Origin of the sequence: Ferrimonas aestuarii, from assembly GCF_005116665.1 — a bacterium.
GTDB classification, from domain to species: Bacteria; Pseudomonadota; Gammaproteobacteria; order Enterobacterales; family Shewanellaceae; genus Ferrimonas; species Ferrimonas aestuarii.
Genome location: NZ_SWCJ01000014.1, coordinates 116,111 through 130,520 on the forward strand (window position 1 = coordinate 116,111; position 14,410 = coordinate 130,520).

Consider the following 14,410-nt stretch of genomic DNA (forward strand, 5'->3'; position numbering starts at 1 on the left):
CGAATTAGGGGCTGTTGGGCCTAAGAGTCTGAGTAACGGCAGCCATAGGCTGCCGTTTTCGTAAATCAGAGCGTTATCTGTATTAGCCTAGATCTTCAATTTCGTCGTTTTCGTCGCGAACGATGGTGGCGTACAGGTCATACTCATTGGCAAATTCAATGGAAGCCCACACCATTTGGCCAACTTCCACGTCAAATTCGCCTCCAAGAATTACCTTTCCATCGATCTCTGGCGCATCGGTGTAGGCACGAGCAACGGCACCTTCATCATTGAGCTCGTCAACAATGACTCGCATTTCACTGCCTACGCGAGCTTGCAGGCGCTCGGCGCTGATTCGAGCGGCCATCTGCATGAAGCGCTGGTAACGGTCTTCCATCACCTCTTCATCGATGAGCTCAGCCAGATCGTTGGCCACAGCGCCCTCAACAGGGCTGTATTTAAAGGCGCCAACACGGTCGAGTTGTGCTTCTTCCATCCAGTCCAGTAGCAACTGGAAATCCTCTTCGGTTTCACCTGGGAAGCCGACGATGAAGGTGGAGCGAATCACCAACTCAGGACAGATCTGGCGCCATTTCTTGATCTGTTCCAGTGTGCGTTCAGCTTTGCCTGGACGTTTCATCGCTTTGAGTACACGGGGCGCGGCGTGTTGGAACGGAATGTCCAGATAAGGCAGAATCTTTCCTTCTGCCATCAATGGAATAATGTCATCCACATGAGGGTATGGGTAAACGTAGTGCAGACGCACCCAGATCCCCATCTCAGCCAGTTTTTCACACAGGACTTTCATGTTGGTTTTCACCGGCATGCCGTCCCAGAATGCGGTCTTGTATTTGACGTCCACGCCATAGGCACTGGTGTCTTGGCTGATCACCAGAAGCTCTTTTACACCTGCCGCTTTAAGGCGCTTGGCTTCATCCAAAATCTCACCAATTGGGCGGCTAACCAGATCGCCTCGGAGCGCGGGGATGATGCAGAAAGTACAGCGGTTGTTGCAGCCCTCTGAGATCTTTAGATAAGCGTAATGACGGGGAGTCAACTTAACGCCGTGATCTGGGATCAGAGACGTTAGCGGGTTGAGGTCGGGTTTTGGCAGATGGTTGTGCACCTGTTCCAATACCATCTCATAGGCATGAGGTCCGGTAATGCCCAGTACTTTCGGGTGAACTTCGCGGATCTCATCCTCTTTGGCACCCAGACAGCCGGTAACGATAACCTTGCCATTCTCTTTCAAGGCCTCGCCAATGGTATCTAAGGATTCCTGCACGGCGCTGTCGATAAAGCCACAGGTGTTTACGATCACCAGATCGGCACCCTCGTAGGAGTTGACCACGTCATAACCTTCGGTGCGCAGCTGAGTCAGAATGCGCTCGCTGTCCACCAAGTTTTTTGGGCAACCCAAGGAGATAAATCCAATACGGGTGCCACTGCCTTGGCCCATATCCGGTGCCACTTTGGTGGCGTGGGTGGTGTTGGGTTGAACGGCCTTAGGTTGGTTTTGACTTGGGTCAAAGTTCTCTACGGTCATAGTTGCCTGCAAAATGAGCTACGGAATCAAAAAGTGAGGCGGGATTATACACCGTTATGCGTAAAGGGGCAGGGCTTTTAGCTTGGTGTTGGTCTCGGTCAAGCGGTGTCAGAAACCGATAGCTGGGGGAGAGGGAGTTCGAAAGTATGCCGTTATTGCACAGGAGTAAGAGTTGAATAAAAGCTGGTATGATGGCAGCTCATTTGTTTAAGAGAGATGTCTGTGACCATTTACGTCGACGCCGATGCCTGCCCTGGGGTGATCAAAGAGATACTGTTCCGTGCAGCCGAACGCACTCAAACTTCGCTGGTGCTGATTGCCAATCACAGTATGCGTACCCCGCCTTCGGCTTACATTCGCTCCATTGTGGTGCCCAAGGGCTTCGATGTGGCCGATCATGAAATCGTACAACGTTGTGAAGCGGGAGATCTGATTATTACGGCGGATATCCCTTTGGCGGCGGAAGTGATTGAGAAGGGCGCATTGGCACTCAATCCCAGAGGGGAACTGTATACCACCGCCAATATCGGCGCTCGGCTGAATATGCGTGATTTTATGGATACCATGCGAGCCAGCGGTTTGGAGAGCTCTGGACCACCACCTTTAAGTCAATCGGATCGCAAGTTGTTTGCCTCAAAGCTAGACGAATGGCTTGCCAAGAGCAGCTAATTAGATACTGCTTGATTTTCCTAGTTATTTCTTACTATCTGCTGTTTTTTCTTGGTATTCACTCGGTTTTAAGGAAGAATGGAATTCAAGTGATAGAGATTTAAACTAGGGGTAATAATATGGACGTCAACCCAGTAGAGTCATTTAATATCAACTACAACTTATCTGTTTGGTTTGACATTCCCGTTGTAGATTTAGACCGCGCTATCGCCTTCTATGCCCGTGTGTTGGACACCGATGTGGTAAGTGAAGTGATTGACGGTATTCGCTATGGCCTTATTCGCTCAGAGTTCGGTAATGGTGGTTGTTTGATGGTGGATGAGATCCGCATCACTAGTCAGCAAGGGCCGCTTATCTACCTGAATGTCTACGGACGCTTAGCACAAGCGGTGGACCGAGTCACCGACATGGGGGGAGCGGTACTTGAGGGGATTCATCCTTTAGGCCGTTGGGGACATCGTGCGATCATCCTCGACTCAGAGGGGAACCGTTTGGCGTTGCACTCATTTTAAGTTGTCTTAGTTGAGGTTGCGTTTGGTAACGAGCGTAACCCCAAACCTCTCAAATTCTTCAAAATAACTCCTTTTAACCCGCAGAGATTGGCTAAACTTACCGCTTCCATTTGCTTACTGAGGTGGCAGTGATGAGCCAAGTCAGCCCACAAATGGAATGGACTCTGCTTCCCCCCCTTACGGATGAGTTACCTTACACCTTCGACAATGGTGCCGCCTTCAATGGCTTCAACGCCGAGTGCGACCATTGCGGCGACATGATTGAACTTCCCTTGATTAAAGGCCGTATGGCTACGGTTGCGGGTAACCGGTGTGTATTGATGGCCGCAGCGGAATGCCCCAGTTGCAGTGGCGTATGCCACTATCACTATCTGCTGAATGCGGAAGGGGAACTGTCTGCTGAGCGTCTTGATCACAGTCAGTATAAGGAGCAGTAGCCTTCACTATTGGTTGTGCTCCAATGGCTGATCAACGGAAACTGTTCGATGTGGAGTTACATATCGATGATGTCGTTGACTTTATCTGGGTCGATGTCGAATTGGGGTTTGGCGCGCTTTTTGGCGTTTTCCTCTTCGATCAGCCAGTAGGGTTTACGTACAAAGCCGAGGTGGTAGGCGACTTGCTCTAAAACCACCTGGTGTTCGCCGATTCTGAGAATGGAGAAGCTGCGCTCCATGCCGAGGATTTTGCCTTTTGGAGATTCGCTTAGGCAGCGGTTTAGCATCTCCATCTGCTCAGCTTTTTGAGCATCGGAGGGAATAGACTGCGGGTCAACACTGCCCACCACAATGCGATGCACAAAAGACACATTGGTAAGGTCGAACGTTTCGCTGTGGGATTGAGAAGTGATCACCGCAGTCTCCTTTTTAGTGGTTAGCTGCCTGAGGGCGCAGCGGCAGGGGAATCAGCTGGAGTTGGAGCAATGGACTGCTGCAGAATGTCCAGTACGCGAGATAGGCCCTCAGGGGTACCCGACTGCTTGGCGGTTACGCGTACTGCGTATTTGGCGCTGTTATCGCTTTTACGTTGAGTCTCTTTAGAAGAGGCCACGGAACCTTGCACTTTAGCGCGTACCTTGAACAGACCAGCGTTGTAGGTGGCTTCAGCTTCCAGTGAGGCTTTCATGTCTTTTTTAGAGGTTTCAGAGAATGACGATTTCACTTCCATATTGAAGGAAACATCAACGTTATCCACCTGTAGGGTAGGCACAGAGACGATTGAGATGAAAGGAACTTTTACTTCGTAGTCGCGCTTTTGCACTTCAACTGAACCGTCAGGCTTTACCACTTCCTCCGGCTTGGAGAAAGCGAAGTTCACCATGCGCACCTCTTTCTTCTTAGTGGTGGCATTGGTTTCGAAGCCAACGGTTTCAATGAAATCCGAGGTGGCGCGGGCTAGGGTAATTTGAGAATCGCAGGCCGCACTCAGCGGGCCACCAATCAGGTTTTCCATCGGCAAGCCTTGGAATTGATCGGACATTTTCACTAAATCAGACATGGAATTTTTCCTTCCTTTGAATTAAAACAGCTTCATCAGGTGGCTATTCACTTTGAGGTAGCCCTCTGGAAGCTCTCCGCTTTCGAAGGTGATAGTCACCTCCGCATTTCGGCCTTTCTTGCGGCCGAAACCTGACGAGCCGTTGATATCGGTGTTCATGATTTTTCGTGATTGTTCGCGATTCAACAGTTTTGAGAACATCGATTTGCCAGAGTCGGCTTCCGGAGGGGCTTTAACGGTTTCAATATCACCAAGCTCCACATCAAACTGAACTGACATATCTTTGATTTTGATTGGGTTAAGTTGAAGCATGGAAAGAAGGGGAACGTGCACACTTTGATGTTCCATAATGGGCGCCCCATTTTCCATCATGGTTTCGCCATTCTGATCGACTTGCGCATTGGGAAATTTAAGCTCGATGGATTTCGGCGTTAAGCTGTCGTCTTTCTCGTTATGGTCAAAGTACTGCAGCAGGTTTTCGATATTCTGCTGCTCAACGCGAGATTGCGCTTCACTGACGGAGTCCATAATTGACTCTACAAGATCATGCAGTTTCATGGCTTACTCCTGAACGGGTTTAATGGGCTTGGGTTCACCGACTTGGATAGGCGCAATGGTTTTGTGGAGCATGTCCATAATGCGAGACAACCCTTCTGGCTGCGCTTGTTGGCGAGCCTTAATTTTTATGTCAAAAGTGGCCGCGGTTTGGCTGCGGTTGTTGCTGGTCACGCTACCACTGAGGACGGTGCGCTTGCGCTGCTCAAAGGGTAGGGTGGCGGCATCGCGTTTTGGGGCGGCATCAGAGTTTGATTGTTGTTGGTTATGACGCTCTACATAACGGCTGGATTTCACCTCCATGGTGAAGTTGATGTCGGCGCTTTCGACCTGAAGGTTGGGAACAGACACGATGGAGATAAGCGGCAGTTGCACCTGGTTTTTCTGCATTGCCAGCTGTACGTCGCCGTCGGCTTTAGGGATCTCTACCGGAGTGTGGTAGCTAAACTCAATCATACGCAGCTGTTGATCTTCAGTTAAACCAACGTCTTCGATAAAGTCCTTGGTGGTTCGAGCGAGCTGCGCTTGGCCTTCACACAGTGCCGACAGAGGCCCACCAATCAAGTGAGACATGGGAAGTCCCTGCAGCTGATCACTAGTTTGATTTTTACTCATGAATGCTCCGTTACACAGAGAGTTTTCTGTGTTGCTATTTCGTCCCTGAAAAGGCCTAACGAGCGGATAAACTTGTGTTTTCGTTCATATTTGCGGCCTTTAGCGCTGTAGAGTCTAATCCAAACGCCAGATTCTGCTCGGGGCAATCGGCGGCTACCTAGCCGTAAAGGGAGTCGATGGAACTGTTTTTATCGCAACAATTCGAATAAACGGACAAAAAGTAGGGGGAACAGAATTTTCTTATCTTTAACAGTTAATTAGACCTTGGTTGCTTTACAAGCCAATTTGGCAAATGGCCAATGGCGCTTTATCTCGCTGGCGGATCTCTCACGGCCAGTGGTGCCAGTGACGGCGACCACGTTCGAGGCTTATCTTCGATAAATAGCAGAGATGGTTGTGTGGTCTTGATCAAGCCAATATTAAAACCGACGTTTGTTGTAAGTCTGGTTCGTCGCGGAAGCTTATCAGGAGTAACTTCGGTGGTATTCGACGGCCAAATCAGGCAGCTTATGCAGCGATTCACTGGCGATTGTTAATCTTGGTTGGTGATACGGGGGCCGAGGGAAACGGCTTCTCCGACGAGCACTTTAGAGAACTGAGTTAAAGGATAAAACCGATGATTCTACTTAAGCTGGCCGCAGGCATGGTTGGAATGGCCTCTTTGCTGCACATCATGATTCTATTGGGCGGGGCGGATTGGTATCGTTTTTTCGGGGCAGGTGAGGCCATGGCAATCTTGAGTGAGCAGGGCAGCAGCTATCCCACACTAATTACCGCCACCATTGCCGCTGTGCTGGCAACTTGGTCTGTTTACGGGCTTTCTGGAGCGGGTTTGCTTCCTAAACTTCCACTGCGAAAAATCGTATTGGCGGGCATTGCTTCAATATTTTTGCTTCGTGGCGCTCTCGCCATTCCTGTGGTGCTGGTTAGTGATAGCCCATACATGCAAGAACTGGCCGATAAGATGACGTTTATGATGATTACCTCACTTATTTGCCTGTTTATCGGTACTGGCTATGCGGTAGGTACTTATCGATTGATGACGGCAGATCGAAAGTGATTTAGGTAAACAAAATTAATGAAAACTGCATAGGGACAACTGGTAAAGTGAATCAACGAGTTCTTGGATTTGATGTTGCCAGAGCGCTGGCCATTTTCGGCATGGTAATCGTGAACTTTAAGATTGCCATGAGCGCCGATTCCGGAAATAGCCTATTGCTTGGATTCTCAACTCTGTTTGAGGGGCGATCTTCGGCTTTGTTTGTGATGCTTGCTGGGGTTGGGATTTCGATGCTCGCAAAGCGGGCTCGAATCGAAGGCAGCGCGAACTTAATCAATCTGGCAAGAAGGCGGGTGGCGAAACGAGGATTACTGTTGTTTTTGGTGGGACTGCTCTACACCCCAATATGGGAAGCGGACATTTTGCATTTTTATGGGATCTACTTCCTATTCGCCGTGCCATTGCTGTTTTCCCCTCAACGAACGTTACTGGCTGTCGCGGTGGGTGTGGTGCTTGCCTTTCCGCTGCTCATGCTCATTGTTGACTATGGGGCCAATTGGGACTGGGACAGTTTCCAATACCGTCATTTTTGGACTCTAGATGGCATGGTTCGTCATCTGTTTTTTAACGGTTTTCATCCAGTATTTCCCTGGGCGGCGTTTTTGGTATTTGGCATGTGGCTTGGGCGATTGGACTTGTCTCAAGCATCGATTCGAGTGCGATTATTTTCAGTAGCCTTGACCGTTTTACTACTCACCGAGACGCTGTTTTACGTTATTAGAATGGAGGTAGGGAACGGACATTCCGTTGGCTTAACTGCAGAGGAGGTGGAGTTTCTGTTGTCGGTGTCGATTATTCCGCCTTTGCCCCAGTATATGGTTTCTGCGACCTGCTCCTCGGTGATGGTGTTGGTTGCCAGCCTCTACTTTGCTGATAAGTATCAAAATCGCGCACCTATTCAGTGGTTGAGTCAAACTGGCCGGCTCGCTTTGACGCTCTATGTGGCACACGTCGTATTGGGAATGGGGCTGCTAGAGCAGTTGGGCTGGTTAGAAGGGCAAGATATTGCGTCATCTCTTGTGAGTGCATTGCTATTTTGTTTAGGTGGCACTATTTTCAGCGCACTGTGGTTAGGCGCGTTTAAAGAGGGACCTCTGGAGTGGCTATTTAGGAAACTGGCACGTTAAATTGGAGCTAATTGATTCAAACTAGAGCGTTACAGCAGAATTGAGTTCATAAACAGTTTAAGGACGAGCAATGAAAAAAACACTAATGATGGCTGTCGTAGTAACGCTTTCGGGGTGCAGTACCCAGGCAATAATTGAGGATTATTTCCCACCGGTTACCAGTCACGACCCTAAAGAAGCTGCGCTTTATGTCGGTGCGGCTTTGGTGGTGGGGGAGATTTCAGAGCCTTGCTCTCATGGACACCCTGAAGACCGTATTCAGTGTAATAAAAAACAGAAAAAAACTGAGGCTGATAATAAATAATGCAGCCGTGTTGTCAGCATCATAAAGCAATGTACGCGTAATCAATAATAGCGGTTTGCCCCAGGTTTACAGCGTCATGGTGGTGGTGCTGAATAGGAGAGGTAGATGTGGGATCTATTGGTATTTATGGGGTCGACGACAATATTGATGGTGATGATTGGCTATTTTGTTGAACCGAGACAACTGTTTGAAGATATAAAGTCTCTAAGAGGAACTGATAGCCGCATTGATCATCTTGAACGGCGAGTTTCGGAGTTAGAAGCAGAGATAGGAGATGAGCCCCAATCAAGATCGTCAAAGGGCTTCCGGTGACAGGGAGTTAATGCATCGGCAATTTTAGAGGATACTCTTTGGGCACGTTACAGAAAATCATCATCGGCGAGAGTACGCTGGTCATCGGGCTGCTTATTTTCGTAGAAAGATACTGGCATGCGGGCTTTCATCTGATGGCGACAATTGTTTTACTGGTTGCGTTAACTCAGCTGAGTCAGGCAACTAATCAAGCTAAGCCGTCTGATGGAGAGTAGCTTCGGGTGTTGTTAACCGCGCTCGAACCCCCCGTTCGAGCGCGGTTAACGGGCTTCTTAGAAGGGTAGGAAGCCTTTAATTTTTCCTGACTTGGTCTGCGTCACTGGGGCCAATGAAGGGGCATGATGATGGCCGCTGCAGCTATGACCGCTGCAACTGTGACCCGATTTTCCCTGATGCTTCGGCGGAACGCGGCCCTGTTCGGCCTCGGTCAGTAATTTACCCTGGGCTGAAGTGGCGTTGGTGATGTTGGTTTTGCTGTCTAACTGCATCACTTCAATGTTGGCTTTAAGCAGTTTTCCCAGCGCACATTGGCCGATGTTGCGCACGTACACTCGAGACACGTCAAACTCTTTTAATGCTGCTAACAGGGCGCTTTTGCTTTTACAGGTGGCTTCACCATTTTTGGCCAGGGGGAGGCGAGTTATCTGCATGGTCATGCTGTCGACGACGGCGATCTCTTCGGCTCGCATCCAGTGATTATCGATGTTGTCTCCACGGGCGGGAATTGCGTAAATCATGTGTTATTCCTCGATTTGCATCGTCAGCGCTTGGCCATTAACCAAGCACTGCGCGACCTTATTTCTGGCTTTGGCAATGATGTTGCCAAAGGTTTGTCGTGATACCTGCATCTGCTTTGCGGCATCTAGCTGGCTTAGCCCCTCAAGATCGGCAAGCCTTAAGGCTTCAAACTCTTCAGGAAGCAGCTTGATCTCGGTTAGCTCTGTCATTGGCACACCGTTGGGCTTAAAGCAGCTGTATGGCGCTCGTCCACAGATGCGGCGGCATTTTTTCGGTCGTGGCATCAGCGAATCCTCATACTGGATGCAGTGTTCTTAGGGTGTACTGTTGTTGTATCGCTTGTTCGTCGGTGCATGAATGCAGCAACGTCAAAACTTAAACGCGGTCACCCTTCACCAGAAGCAAAGGCTCACTGGATAGTAAATAGCATATGCCAATAACTTTGGGGGATGCAATAATTGGCATATGCCAATTATTGGTTGAGGTGCAAATTTGTGACTGATGTGGTGAGCATTATTCATGTGGTTTTTGGCTCAAAAGTAATCATGGTTATGGGTGATGGACAAACAGACGTTGGAAATACCCGATGGTTGCGCTAAGGGGAGATACTCAGTTGGGTTCTTCTTTATTTAGGTGTTATCAGTAATACCCAGTAAAGCTTTGGCGCTTGATCTGGAAGAGCTGAGTGTGAATTAATGGCGCTGTTTAATCAGGCAATCATAGGAGGCAGTGTGAGCGGTAAACAACGACAGGGGGGCTGTTTGTGTGGGGCGATTCGATATCAGCTTGATGGGGATCCTTTTGCTGCGGACTATTGCCACTGCGGTCAATGTCGCCGAGTCTCCGGAGCGCCGGTAACCGCTTGGATGGACTTTAACGCTGAGCAGGTACATTGGCTGTCAGGAACAGTGACGGAGTACGCTTCCTCTGAGAAAATACGACGCGGATTTTGCAACCGCTGTGGCAGCTGCTTGACCTATCGTCATTTGGATTACCCTCAGTACACCACCTTGGCCATCACCTCCCTTGATGATGCCGATGACATTGCGCCCAACTACCACATCTACACGGATGACGCTTTGCCTTGGTTTGAGGTGAAAGATGATCATCTTCGTCACCCCACAGGGGGCAAGGCACCTAAGTGGGTGGCGTCGAGTCATTCGGTGGATGAGTAAGATGAGTACGATGGTGGATCGATTTAAATCCCTTATCATTTGGGCTTTGGTGCTTCTGGGGGCGTTATGGGCTGGGGGATGGCTCAGGGCTCAGATGATGCAGCCGGCGTCGTTACAACTGCCACCACTGAGCTTGCCTCAGTTAAGCGCCGGTCAGATTAGCGATGAAGAGGTTGCCGTGGCTGTTGGCAAACCTAGGTTGGTGTATCTGTTCGCACCATGGTGCCGAATCTGTCAGTTTACGTTTCCCCATATTGAAAGTTGGCAGCAGCAAGGGCTAAGGGTTACCCCCATTGCATTAAGTTACGCATCGGTGGAGGAGGTAACAGCGTTTGTGGCGCAAAGTGACACTCAAGTTGAGGTGTTATTGGGCAGTAGGCAGTTGGCCGACTATCTCGATGTTGTGGCATTTCCTACCTATCTGATTTTGGATGCAGATGGGCAGATCGTGAGCAAGCGGGTGGGGTATCTACCTGAATGGATGCTGTCGATGTATCTGGGATATTACGGGGTGTAAAAAGCCAACGATTAACGTTGGCTTTTGGGTGGTAAGCCTTTTACTGCAAAGCAGCGCTGCCGTCGGCAGGCTGAACGTCGCAAATGCTCACTTCGAAGATCACCGTCTTGCCAGCCAGTGGATGGTTGGCATCTAAGGTGATGGTGTCGCCATCAATGGCGGTCAGCGTTAGCTCCATTGGACCTTGGTCGGTGTCAGCGGCAATCTGCATGCCCACTTCCAGCTCGTCAACGCCCTTGATCACCTCTTTAGGTACCTGTTGAACCATCTGTGGGTCGTGATCACCAAAAGCCAGATCTGGCGTCAATGTTACCTTTAGCTCATCCCCTTTCTTATGGCCGAGTAGCACTTGCTCTAAACCATCTGCTAGCTGGCCTTGTCCGTGTTCGTAGATGACGGGGTCATCACTGCCTACGGCGTCAACTAGGGTGCCGTCTTCCAGTTTTAGGGTGTACGCGATGGTAACAACCGCACTGTTTTCAATGATCATTCAATGCCCTTGGGGATCTGTTGGTTTCGATACTGATTACAGTGTACCTAGATTGGCCTAAGGCTTTAAGGGGAATTGCTCCGCTGTGTTTTTTTTGAGCGTTACATGGGGCGGGTTGAATAAAAAGTAATCGACCTAAGTTACGGGTTGGTTGGGGAATAACTACCGACTTATATCTAATATCCCATATATAACACTGGATGTGCTTTCCTGTGCCGCATATTGCAAGCTGGTGCGGTAATGGGGCTGTCTTGAGCCCTGACCTTGGTTGTTGATAGGGTTAGAGGATGATGAAACACGGCCAGGATAGGTCGACATATAACGAAAAAGGATAGCGTTTTGCAGGCAATCAACGATTTACTATTGATGTTGGATGGGGTGCTGGGCTCAGCGCCGTGGTTTCCTTGGGTGCTGTTGGGAGTAGGCCTGTTTTTCACTGTGTATCTAGGCTTTCCACAGATTCGTTACTTTGGCCGAGCTTGGGGGATCGTTACCGGTAAGTACACCGATAAGAAAGCGCCCGGTGATACCAGCCATTTCCAAGCGTTGTCGACGGCGCTGTCCGGTACGGTGGGCACAGGTAATATCGGCGGCGTGGGCCTAGCTATCTTCTTAGGTGGCCCAGCGGCGCTGTTTTGGATGTGGATGACGGCATTTTTGGGGATGACCACCAAGTTTGTGGAAGTGACCCTATCGCACAAATACCGTGAACAGACTGAAGATGGCACCATGGCCGGTGGCCCCATGTACTTCATGGATAAAGGCCTTAATATGAAATGGCTGGCGGTGATCTTCGCCTTTGCCACCATTGTCAGCTCCTTTGGTACGGGCAACATGCCTCAGGTGAATAACATTGCTGTCAGCATGGAAGCCACCTTTGGTATTGCTCCTATGGTTACCGGCGGCGTACTCTCCATTCTTCTGGCTCTGGTGATTCTAGGCGGCATTAGCCGCATCGCCAAAGTGACCTCGACGTTGGTTCCGGCGATGTCGGTTATCTACGTCATCGGCGCATTGGCGGTGATCTTCTACAACATCGACAATCTATTGCCTTCCATGGCTGCCGTATTCGCCGATGCCTTTACCGGCTCCGCTGCCACCGGCGGTTTCTTGGGTGCGACCTTTGCTTATGCCTTTAACCGCGGTGTAAACCGAGGCCTGTTCTCTAACGAAGCGGGTCAGGGTAGTGCGCCCATCGCCCACGCGTCGGCTAAAGGTCATGAGCCTGTGTCAGAAGGCATGGTGTCGATTCTTGAACCCTTTATCGACACCATCATCGTTTGTACCTTGACTGGGATGGTGATTCTCTCCTCCGGCGTGTGGACTGAGAAACACCACAATAGCTTCCAGCAAGCGGACATTGAGTACGTTCAAGGCCATTACACCGACAGCAACGATGGCGACCGTCAACAGCTGTTTAACTATCTTGTTGGTAAAGACAGTGAGGTCGAGACCTACAACGGCGTCATCGTGGTTCGCGATGGTGAAGCGGTTAATGAGGATTTCACCATTGTGGCGGCGCGTTCGGTCGCCGAAGAGGTGACCTACGCCGTGAAAGGGTTCCCATTCACCGGTAACCTTGAAATTGCCAATGGCAAACCGGTGGATCTGGACGTTACCATCTCGGGGCTGTCGCTGATTCACTCGGCAGAACTGACTACTAAGGCCTTTACCAAAGGGTATTTCGGTGAGTATGGTCAGTATGTGGTGTCCATCGGCCTGCTGCTGTTCGCTTTCTCTACTGCCATTGCGTGGTCCTACTACGGCGACCGAGCGGTAACTTACCTGTTTGGTAGCCGCTGGGTTCTGACTTACCGCGTGTTCTACGTGGCGGGCTTTATGGTGGCGGCGGTGGCCGATACTACCGTTGTATGGAACTTAGCGGCAGTGTCCATTGTGTTGATGACCTTACCCAACCTCTTTGGCATCTTGCTGCTCTCTAAAGAGATGAAGCAAACCGTAACCAGTTACTTTGCCAAGGGGGGCGCGGGACAGCCGAGCCCAAATGGAGATAAGCAACCGGATTAAGCCCTAGCTTTTTGTGCTTTACCTTATGCGCCGCCTCTGTAATAGTGGGCGGCGCATTCGTATAACAACAATAATTTAGGAGAGTTCATGGCGCTAATCGATTGTCCCGCTTGCGGTAAGCGGATTTCGGATAAAGCCAAAACCTGCACCCACTGTAAGGTGGACATGTCAGGCTCCACGGAAAAGATTGAGAGTGCCCAGCGCATTGCGGCGATCAATAAGAAAACTCAACTTCTCAATCACAGCTTCCTGTCATTGCTCTCGTTTGTGGGCGGTGCGGCACTGTGGTTCTGGGGCGGCGAAGCGGCGCAAAATTGGCGTCAGCCAGTGGGCATCGGACTGATGACCTGTGGCTTTGTTGGTTACTTGATCACTCGGGTGCGCGTAGCACTGCATAACAGAGGTTAACTATGGATTTTAAAACCTTAGCCCAGACAATGGACGCCGAAACGGCGGAGAAGCTGCAAACTGCGGTTGAGTTGGGAAAGTGGGGTGATGGCACGCCACTGACCGATGAACAGCGAGAAGCCGCAATGCAGGCGATGATTGTGTGGCAATCAAAGCACAATCAAGATAATCAGCACCTTACGGTGGGAAAAGATGGCAACATCAACCACCTGTCCAAAGACGTGCTTAAACATCAGTTTGACGAACAAAATATCGTACGATTAAAACCGGAGTAATGATGAGCAGATGGGCAACGGGATTGGCGGCAGCCGCTTTGGCGCTGGGGTTAACGGGCTGCGATAACAATGAAGTGGCAGACGTCTCCTTAGGTTTGTTCACCACCAAAGACATTAAAGTTGAGGTGTTGACTGACCCCATTGTGACCGGGGTGACCTGCCACATCTCCAACATCGAAGCGGATCTGGACGTTGCCGATCCCAGTGACATGGGTATTGCCTGCCGTCAAACCGGTGAGATCACCCCTGAGATGATTGCTGCCATTGACCGCAGCAAATCCGGAGAGGTGGTGTTTAAGAAGTCCAAGAGCATTCTATTTAAGTCATTGAAGATTAGACGTATCTTAGATGCTGATAATCAAACTTTGCTCTACATTGCCTACAGCACCAAAGAGACGAAGGGCAGTTACAAACACAGCCTGTCTACGGTGCCACTGTGGGGCACTAAGGCCTATCAGCCTCAGTAGGGGTTGATGTTAAAAAAGGTTCATCGCGGATCTCCGGGGAATGCTGATTTTATCTTCAAGAAAAAGTACTCAGTGTCCCGGTAGCCGTAAGCCATGCGCTTAATCAATTTGATTTTGTTGTTCATCCCCTCGAGCC

The 14,410-nt window shown here is 50.0% G+C and carries 21 protein-coding genes; 12 read left to right on the forward strand and 9 right to left on the reverse strand.

The annotated features are described in order from the left end of the window. Positions 1-82: 82 nt before the first annotated feature. Entirely contained in the window at positions 83-1,525 is a 1,443-nt protein-coding gene (rimO, locus tag FCL42_RS16025) for a 30S ribosomal protein S12 methylthiotransferase RimO (protein ID WP_136864438.1), read from the reverse strand. 222 nt (positions 1,526-1,747) lie between these two features. On the opposite strand from rimO, the gene FCL42_RS16030 reads away from it, so the two are divergent. The 3 genes from FCL42_RS16030 to FCL42_RS16040 all read left to right on the forward strand — a co-directional run bounded on the left by FCL42_RS16030 (position 1,748) and on the right by FCL42_RS16040 (position 3,143). Beyond that, positions 1,748-2,194 carry a YaiI/YqxD family protein gene (locus FCL42_RS16030; protein ID WP_205729282.1) on the forward strand — a complete coding sequence of 149 codons (447 nt, stop codon included), beginning with the start codon at positions 1,748-1,750 and terminating at the stop codon, positions 2,192-2,194. 119 nt (positions 2,195-2,313) lie between these two features. After that, positions 2,314-2,706, forward strand: coding sequence for a VOC family protein (locus FCL42_RS16035; protein ID WP_136864440.1), 393 nt, complete (start codon positions 2,314-2,316; stop codon positions 2,704-2,706). A 131-nt stretch (positions 2,707-2,837) separates the two neighbouring features. After that, positions 2,838-3,143: a hypothetical protein gene (locus tag FCL42_RS16040; protein WP_136864441.1), complete on the forward strand. Its 306-nt coding sequence runs from the start codon at positions 2,838-2,840 to the stop codon at positions 3,141-3,143. A gap of 56 nt (positions 3,144-3,199) precedes the next feature. Here FCL42_RS16040 and FCL42_RS16045 read toward each other — a convergent pair whose 3' ends face one another. From FCL42_RS16045 to FCL42_RS16060, 4 genes are read right to left on the reverse strand one after another with little or no spacing between them, the layout of a single operon-like run. Next, positions 3,200-3,559 carry a hypothetical protein gene (locus FCL42_RS16045; protein WP_205729283.1) on the reverse strand — a complete coding sequence of 120 codons (360 nt, stop codon included), beginning with the start codon at positions 3,557-3,559 and terminating at the stop codon, positions 3,200-3,202. Positions 3,560-3,579: 20 nt separating this feature from the next. Beyond that, on the reverse strand, positions 3,580-4,203 hold the full coding sequence (locus tag FCL42_RS16050) for a DUF2589 domain-containing protein (protein WP_136864442.1): 624 nt from the start codon (positions 4,201-4,203) through the stop codon (positions 3,580-3,582). A gap of 21 nt (positions 4,204-4,224) precedes the next feature. Further along, positions 4,225-4,761, reverse strand: a complete 537-nt coding sequence (locus tag FCL42_RS16055) for a DUF2589 domain-containing protein (RefSeq protein ID WP_136864443.1) — start codon at positions 4,759-4,761, stop codon at positions 4,225-4,227. Between the two features lie 3 nt (positions 4,762-4,764). Next, positions 4,765-5,373, reverse strand: a complete 609-nt coding sequence (locus FCL42_RS16060; protein ID WP_136864444.1) for a DUF2589 domain-containing protein — start codon at positions 5,371-5,373, stop codon at positions 4,765-4,767. A gap of 616 nt (positions 5,374-5,989) precedes the next feature. On the opposite strand from FCL42_RS16060, the gene FCL42_RS16065 reads away from it, so the two are divergent. The 3 genes from FCL42_RS16065 (at position 5,990) to FCL42_RS16075 (ending at position 7,864) form a co-directional block, all read left to right on the forward strand. After that, positions 5,990-6,433, forward strand: a complete 444-nt coding sequence (locus FCL42_RS16065) for a hypothetical protein (RefSeq protein ID WP_136864445.1) — start codon at positions 5,990-5,992, stop codon at positions 6,431-6,433. Positions 6,434-6,480: 47 nt separating this feature from the next. Further along, on the forward strand, positions 6,481-7,560 hold the full coding sequence (locus tag FCL42_RS16070) for a DUF418 domain-containing protein (protein WP_136864446.1): 1,080 nt from the start codon (positions 6,481-6,483) through the stop codon (positions 7,558-7,560). A 70-nt stretch (positions 7,561-7,630) separates the two neighbouring features. Further along, positions 7,631-7,864: a hypothetical protein gene (locus FCL42_RS16075; protein ID WP_136864447.1), complete on the forward strand. Its 234-nt coding sequence runs from the start codon at positions 7,631-7,633 to the stop codon at positions 7,862-7,864. A gap of 584 nt (positions 7,865-8,448) precedes the next feature. Here the strand turns inward: FCL42_RS16075 and FCL42_RS16080 are convergent. Next, the gene (locus tag FCL42_RS16080) at positions 8,449-8,913 is read right to left on the reverse strand and encodes a NifB/NifX family molybdenum-iron cluster-binding protein (RefSeq protein ID WP_136864448.1); all 465 of its coding nucleotides are present in this window, start codon (positions 8,911-8,913) and stop codon (positions 8,449-8,451) included. 3 nt (positions 8,914-8,916) lie between these two features. Then, positions 8,917-9,198 carry a DUF134 domain-containing protein gene (locus tag FCL42_RS16085; RefSeq protein WP_136864449.1) on the reverse strand — a complete coding sequence of 94 codons (282 nt, stop codon included), beginning with the start codon at positions 9,196-9,198 and terminating at the stop codon, positions 8,917-8,919. A 447-nt stretch (positions 9,199-9,645) separates the two neighbouring features. On the opposite strand from FCL42_RS16085, the gene FCL42_RS16090 reads away from it, so the two are divergent. Further along, positions 9,646-10,089: a GFA family protein gene (locus FCL42_RS16090; protein WP_229359884.1), complete on the forward strand. Its 444-nt coding sequence runs from the start codon at positions 9,646-9,648 to the stop codon at positions 10,087-10,089. A gap of 1 nt (position 10,090) precedes the next feature. Further along, positions 10,091-10,606, forward strand: coding sequence for a TlpA family protein disulfide reductase (locus FCL42_RS16095; RefSeq protein ID WP_169308421.1), 516 nt, complete (start codon positions 10,091-10,093; stop codon positions 10,604-10,606). A gap of 40 nt (positions 10,607-10,646) precedes the next feature. Here the strand turns inward: FCL42_RS16095 and FCL42_RS16100 are convergent, their stop codons facing one another. Next, the gene (locus tag FCL42_RS16100) at positions 10,647-11,096 is read right to left on the reverse strand and encodes an FKBP-type peptidyl-prolyl cis-trans isomerase (RefSeq protein WP_136864452.1); all 450 of its coding nucleotides are present in this window, start codon (positions 11,094-11,096) and stop codon (positions 10,647-10,649) included. Between the two features lie 339 nt (positions 11,097-11,435). On the opposite strand from FCL42_RS16100, the gene FCL42_RS16105 reads away from it, so the two are divergent. From FCL42_RS16105 to FCL42_RS16120, 4 genes are all read left to right on the forward strand, one after another. Beyond that, positions 11,436-13,124 carry an alanine/glycine:cation symporter family protein gene (locus FCL42_RS16105; protein WP_136864453.1) on the forward strand — a complete coding sequence of 563 codons (1,689 nt, stop codon included), beginning with the start codon at positions 11,436-11,438 and terminating at the stop codon, positions 13,122-13,124. A gap of 87 nt (positions 13,125-13,211) precedes the next feature. Beyond that, positions 13,212-13,532 carry a zinc ribbon domain-containing protein gene (locus FCL42_RS16110; protein WP_136864454.1) on the forward strand — a complete coding sequence of 107 codons (321 nt, stop codon included), beginning with the start codon at positions 13,212-13,214 and terminating at the stop codon, positions 13,530-13,532. Positions 13,533-13,534: 2 nt separating this feature from the next. Then, entirely contained in the window at positions 13,535-13,807 is a 273-nt protein-coding gene (locus FCL42_RS16115; protein WP_136864455.1) for a YeaC family protein, read from the forward strand. 2 nt (positions 13,808-13,809) lie between these two features. Then, positions 13,810-14,274, forward strand: coding sequence for a CreA family protein (locus FCL42_RS16120; RefSeq protein ID WP_205729284.1), 465 nt, complete (start codon positions 13,810-13,812; stop codon positions 14,272-14,274). Positions 14,275-14,294: 20 nt separating this feature from the next. Here FCL42_RS16120 and FCL42_RS16125 read toward each other — a convergent pair. After that, positions 14,295-14,410: transposase (locus tag FCL42_RS16125; RefSeq protein ID WP_136864457.1), on the reverse strand; the 116-nt coding region annotated here is incomplete at its 5' end.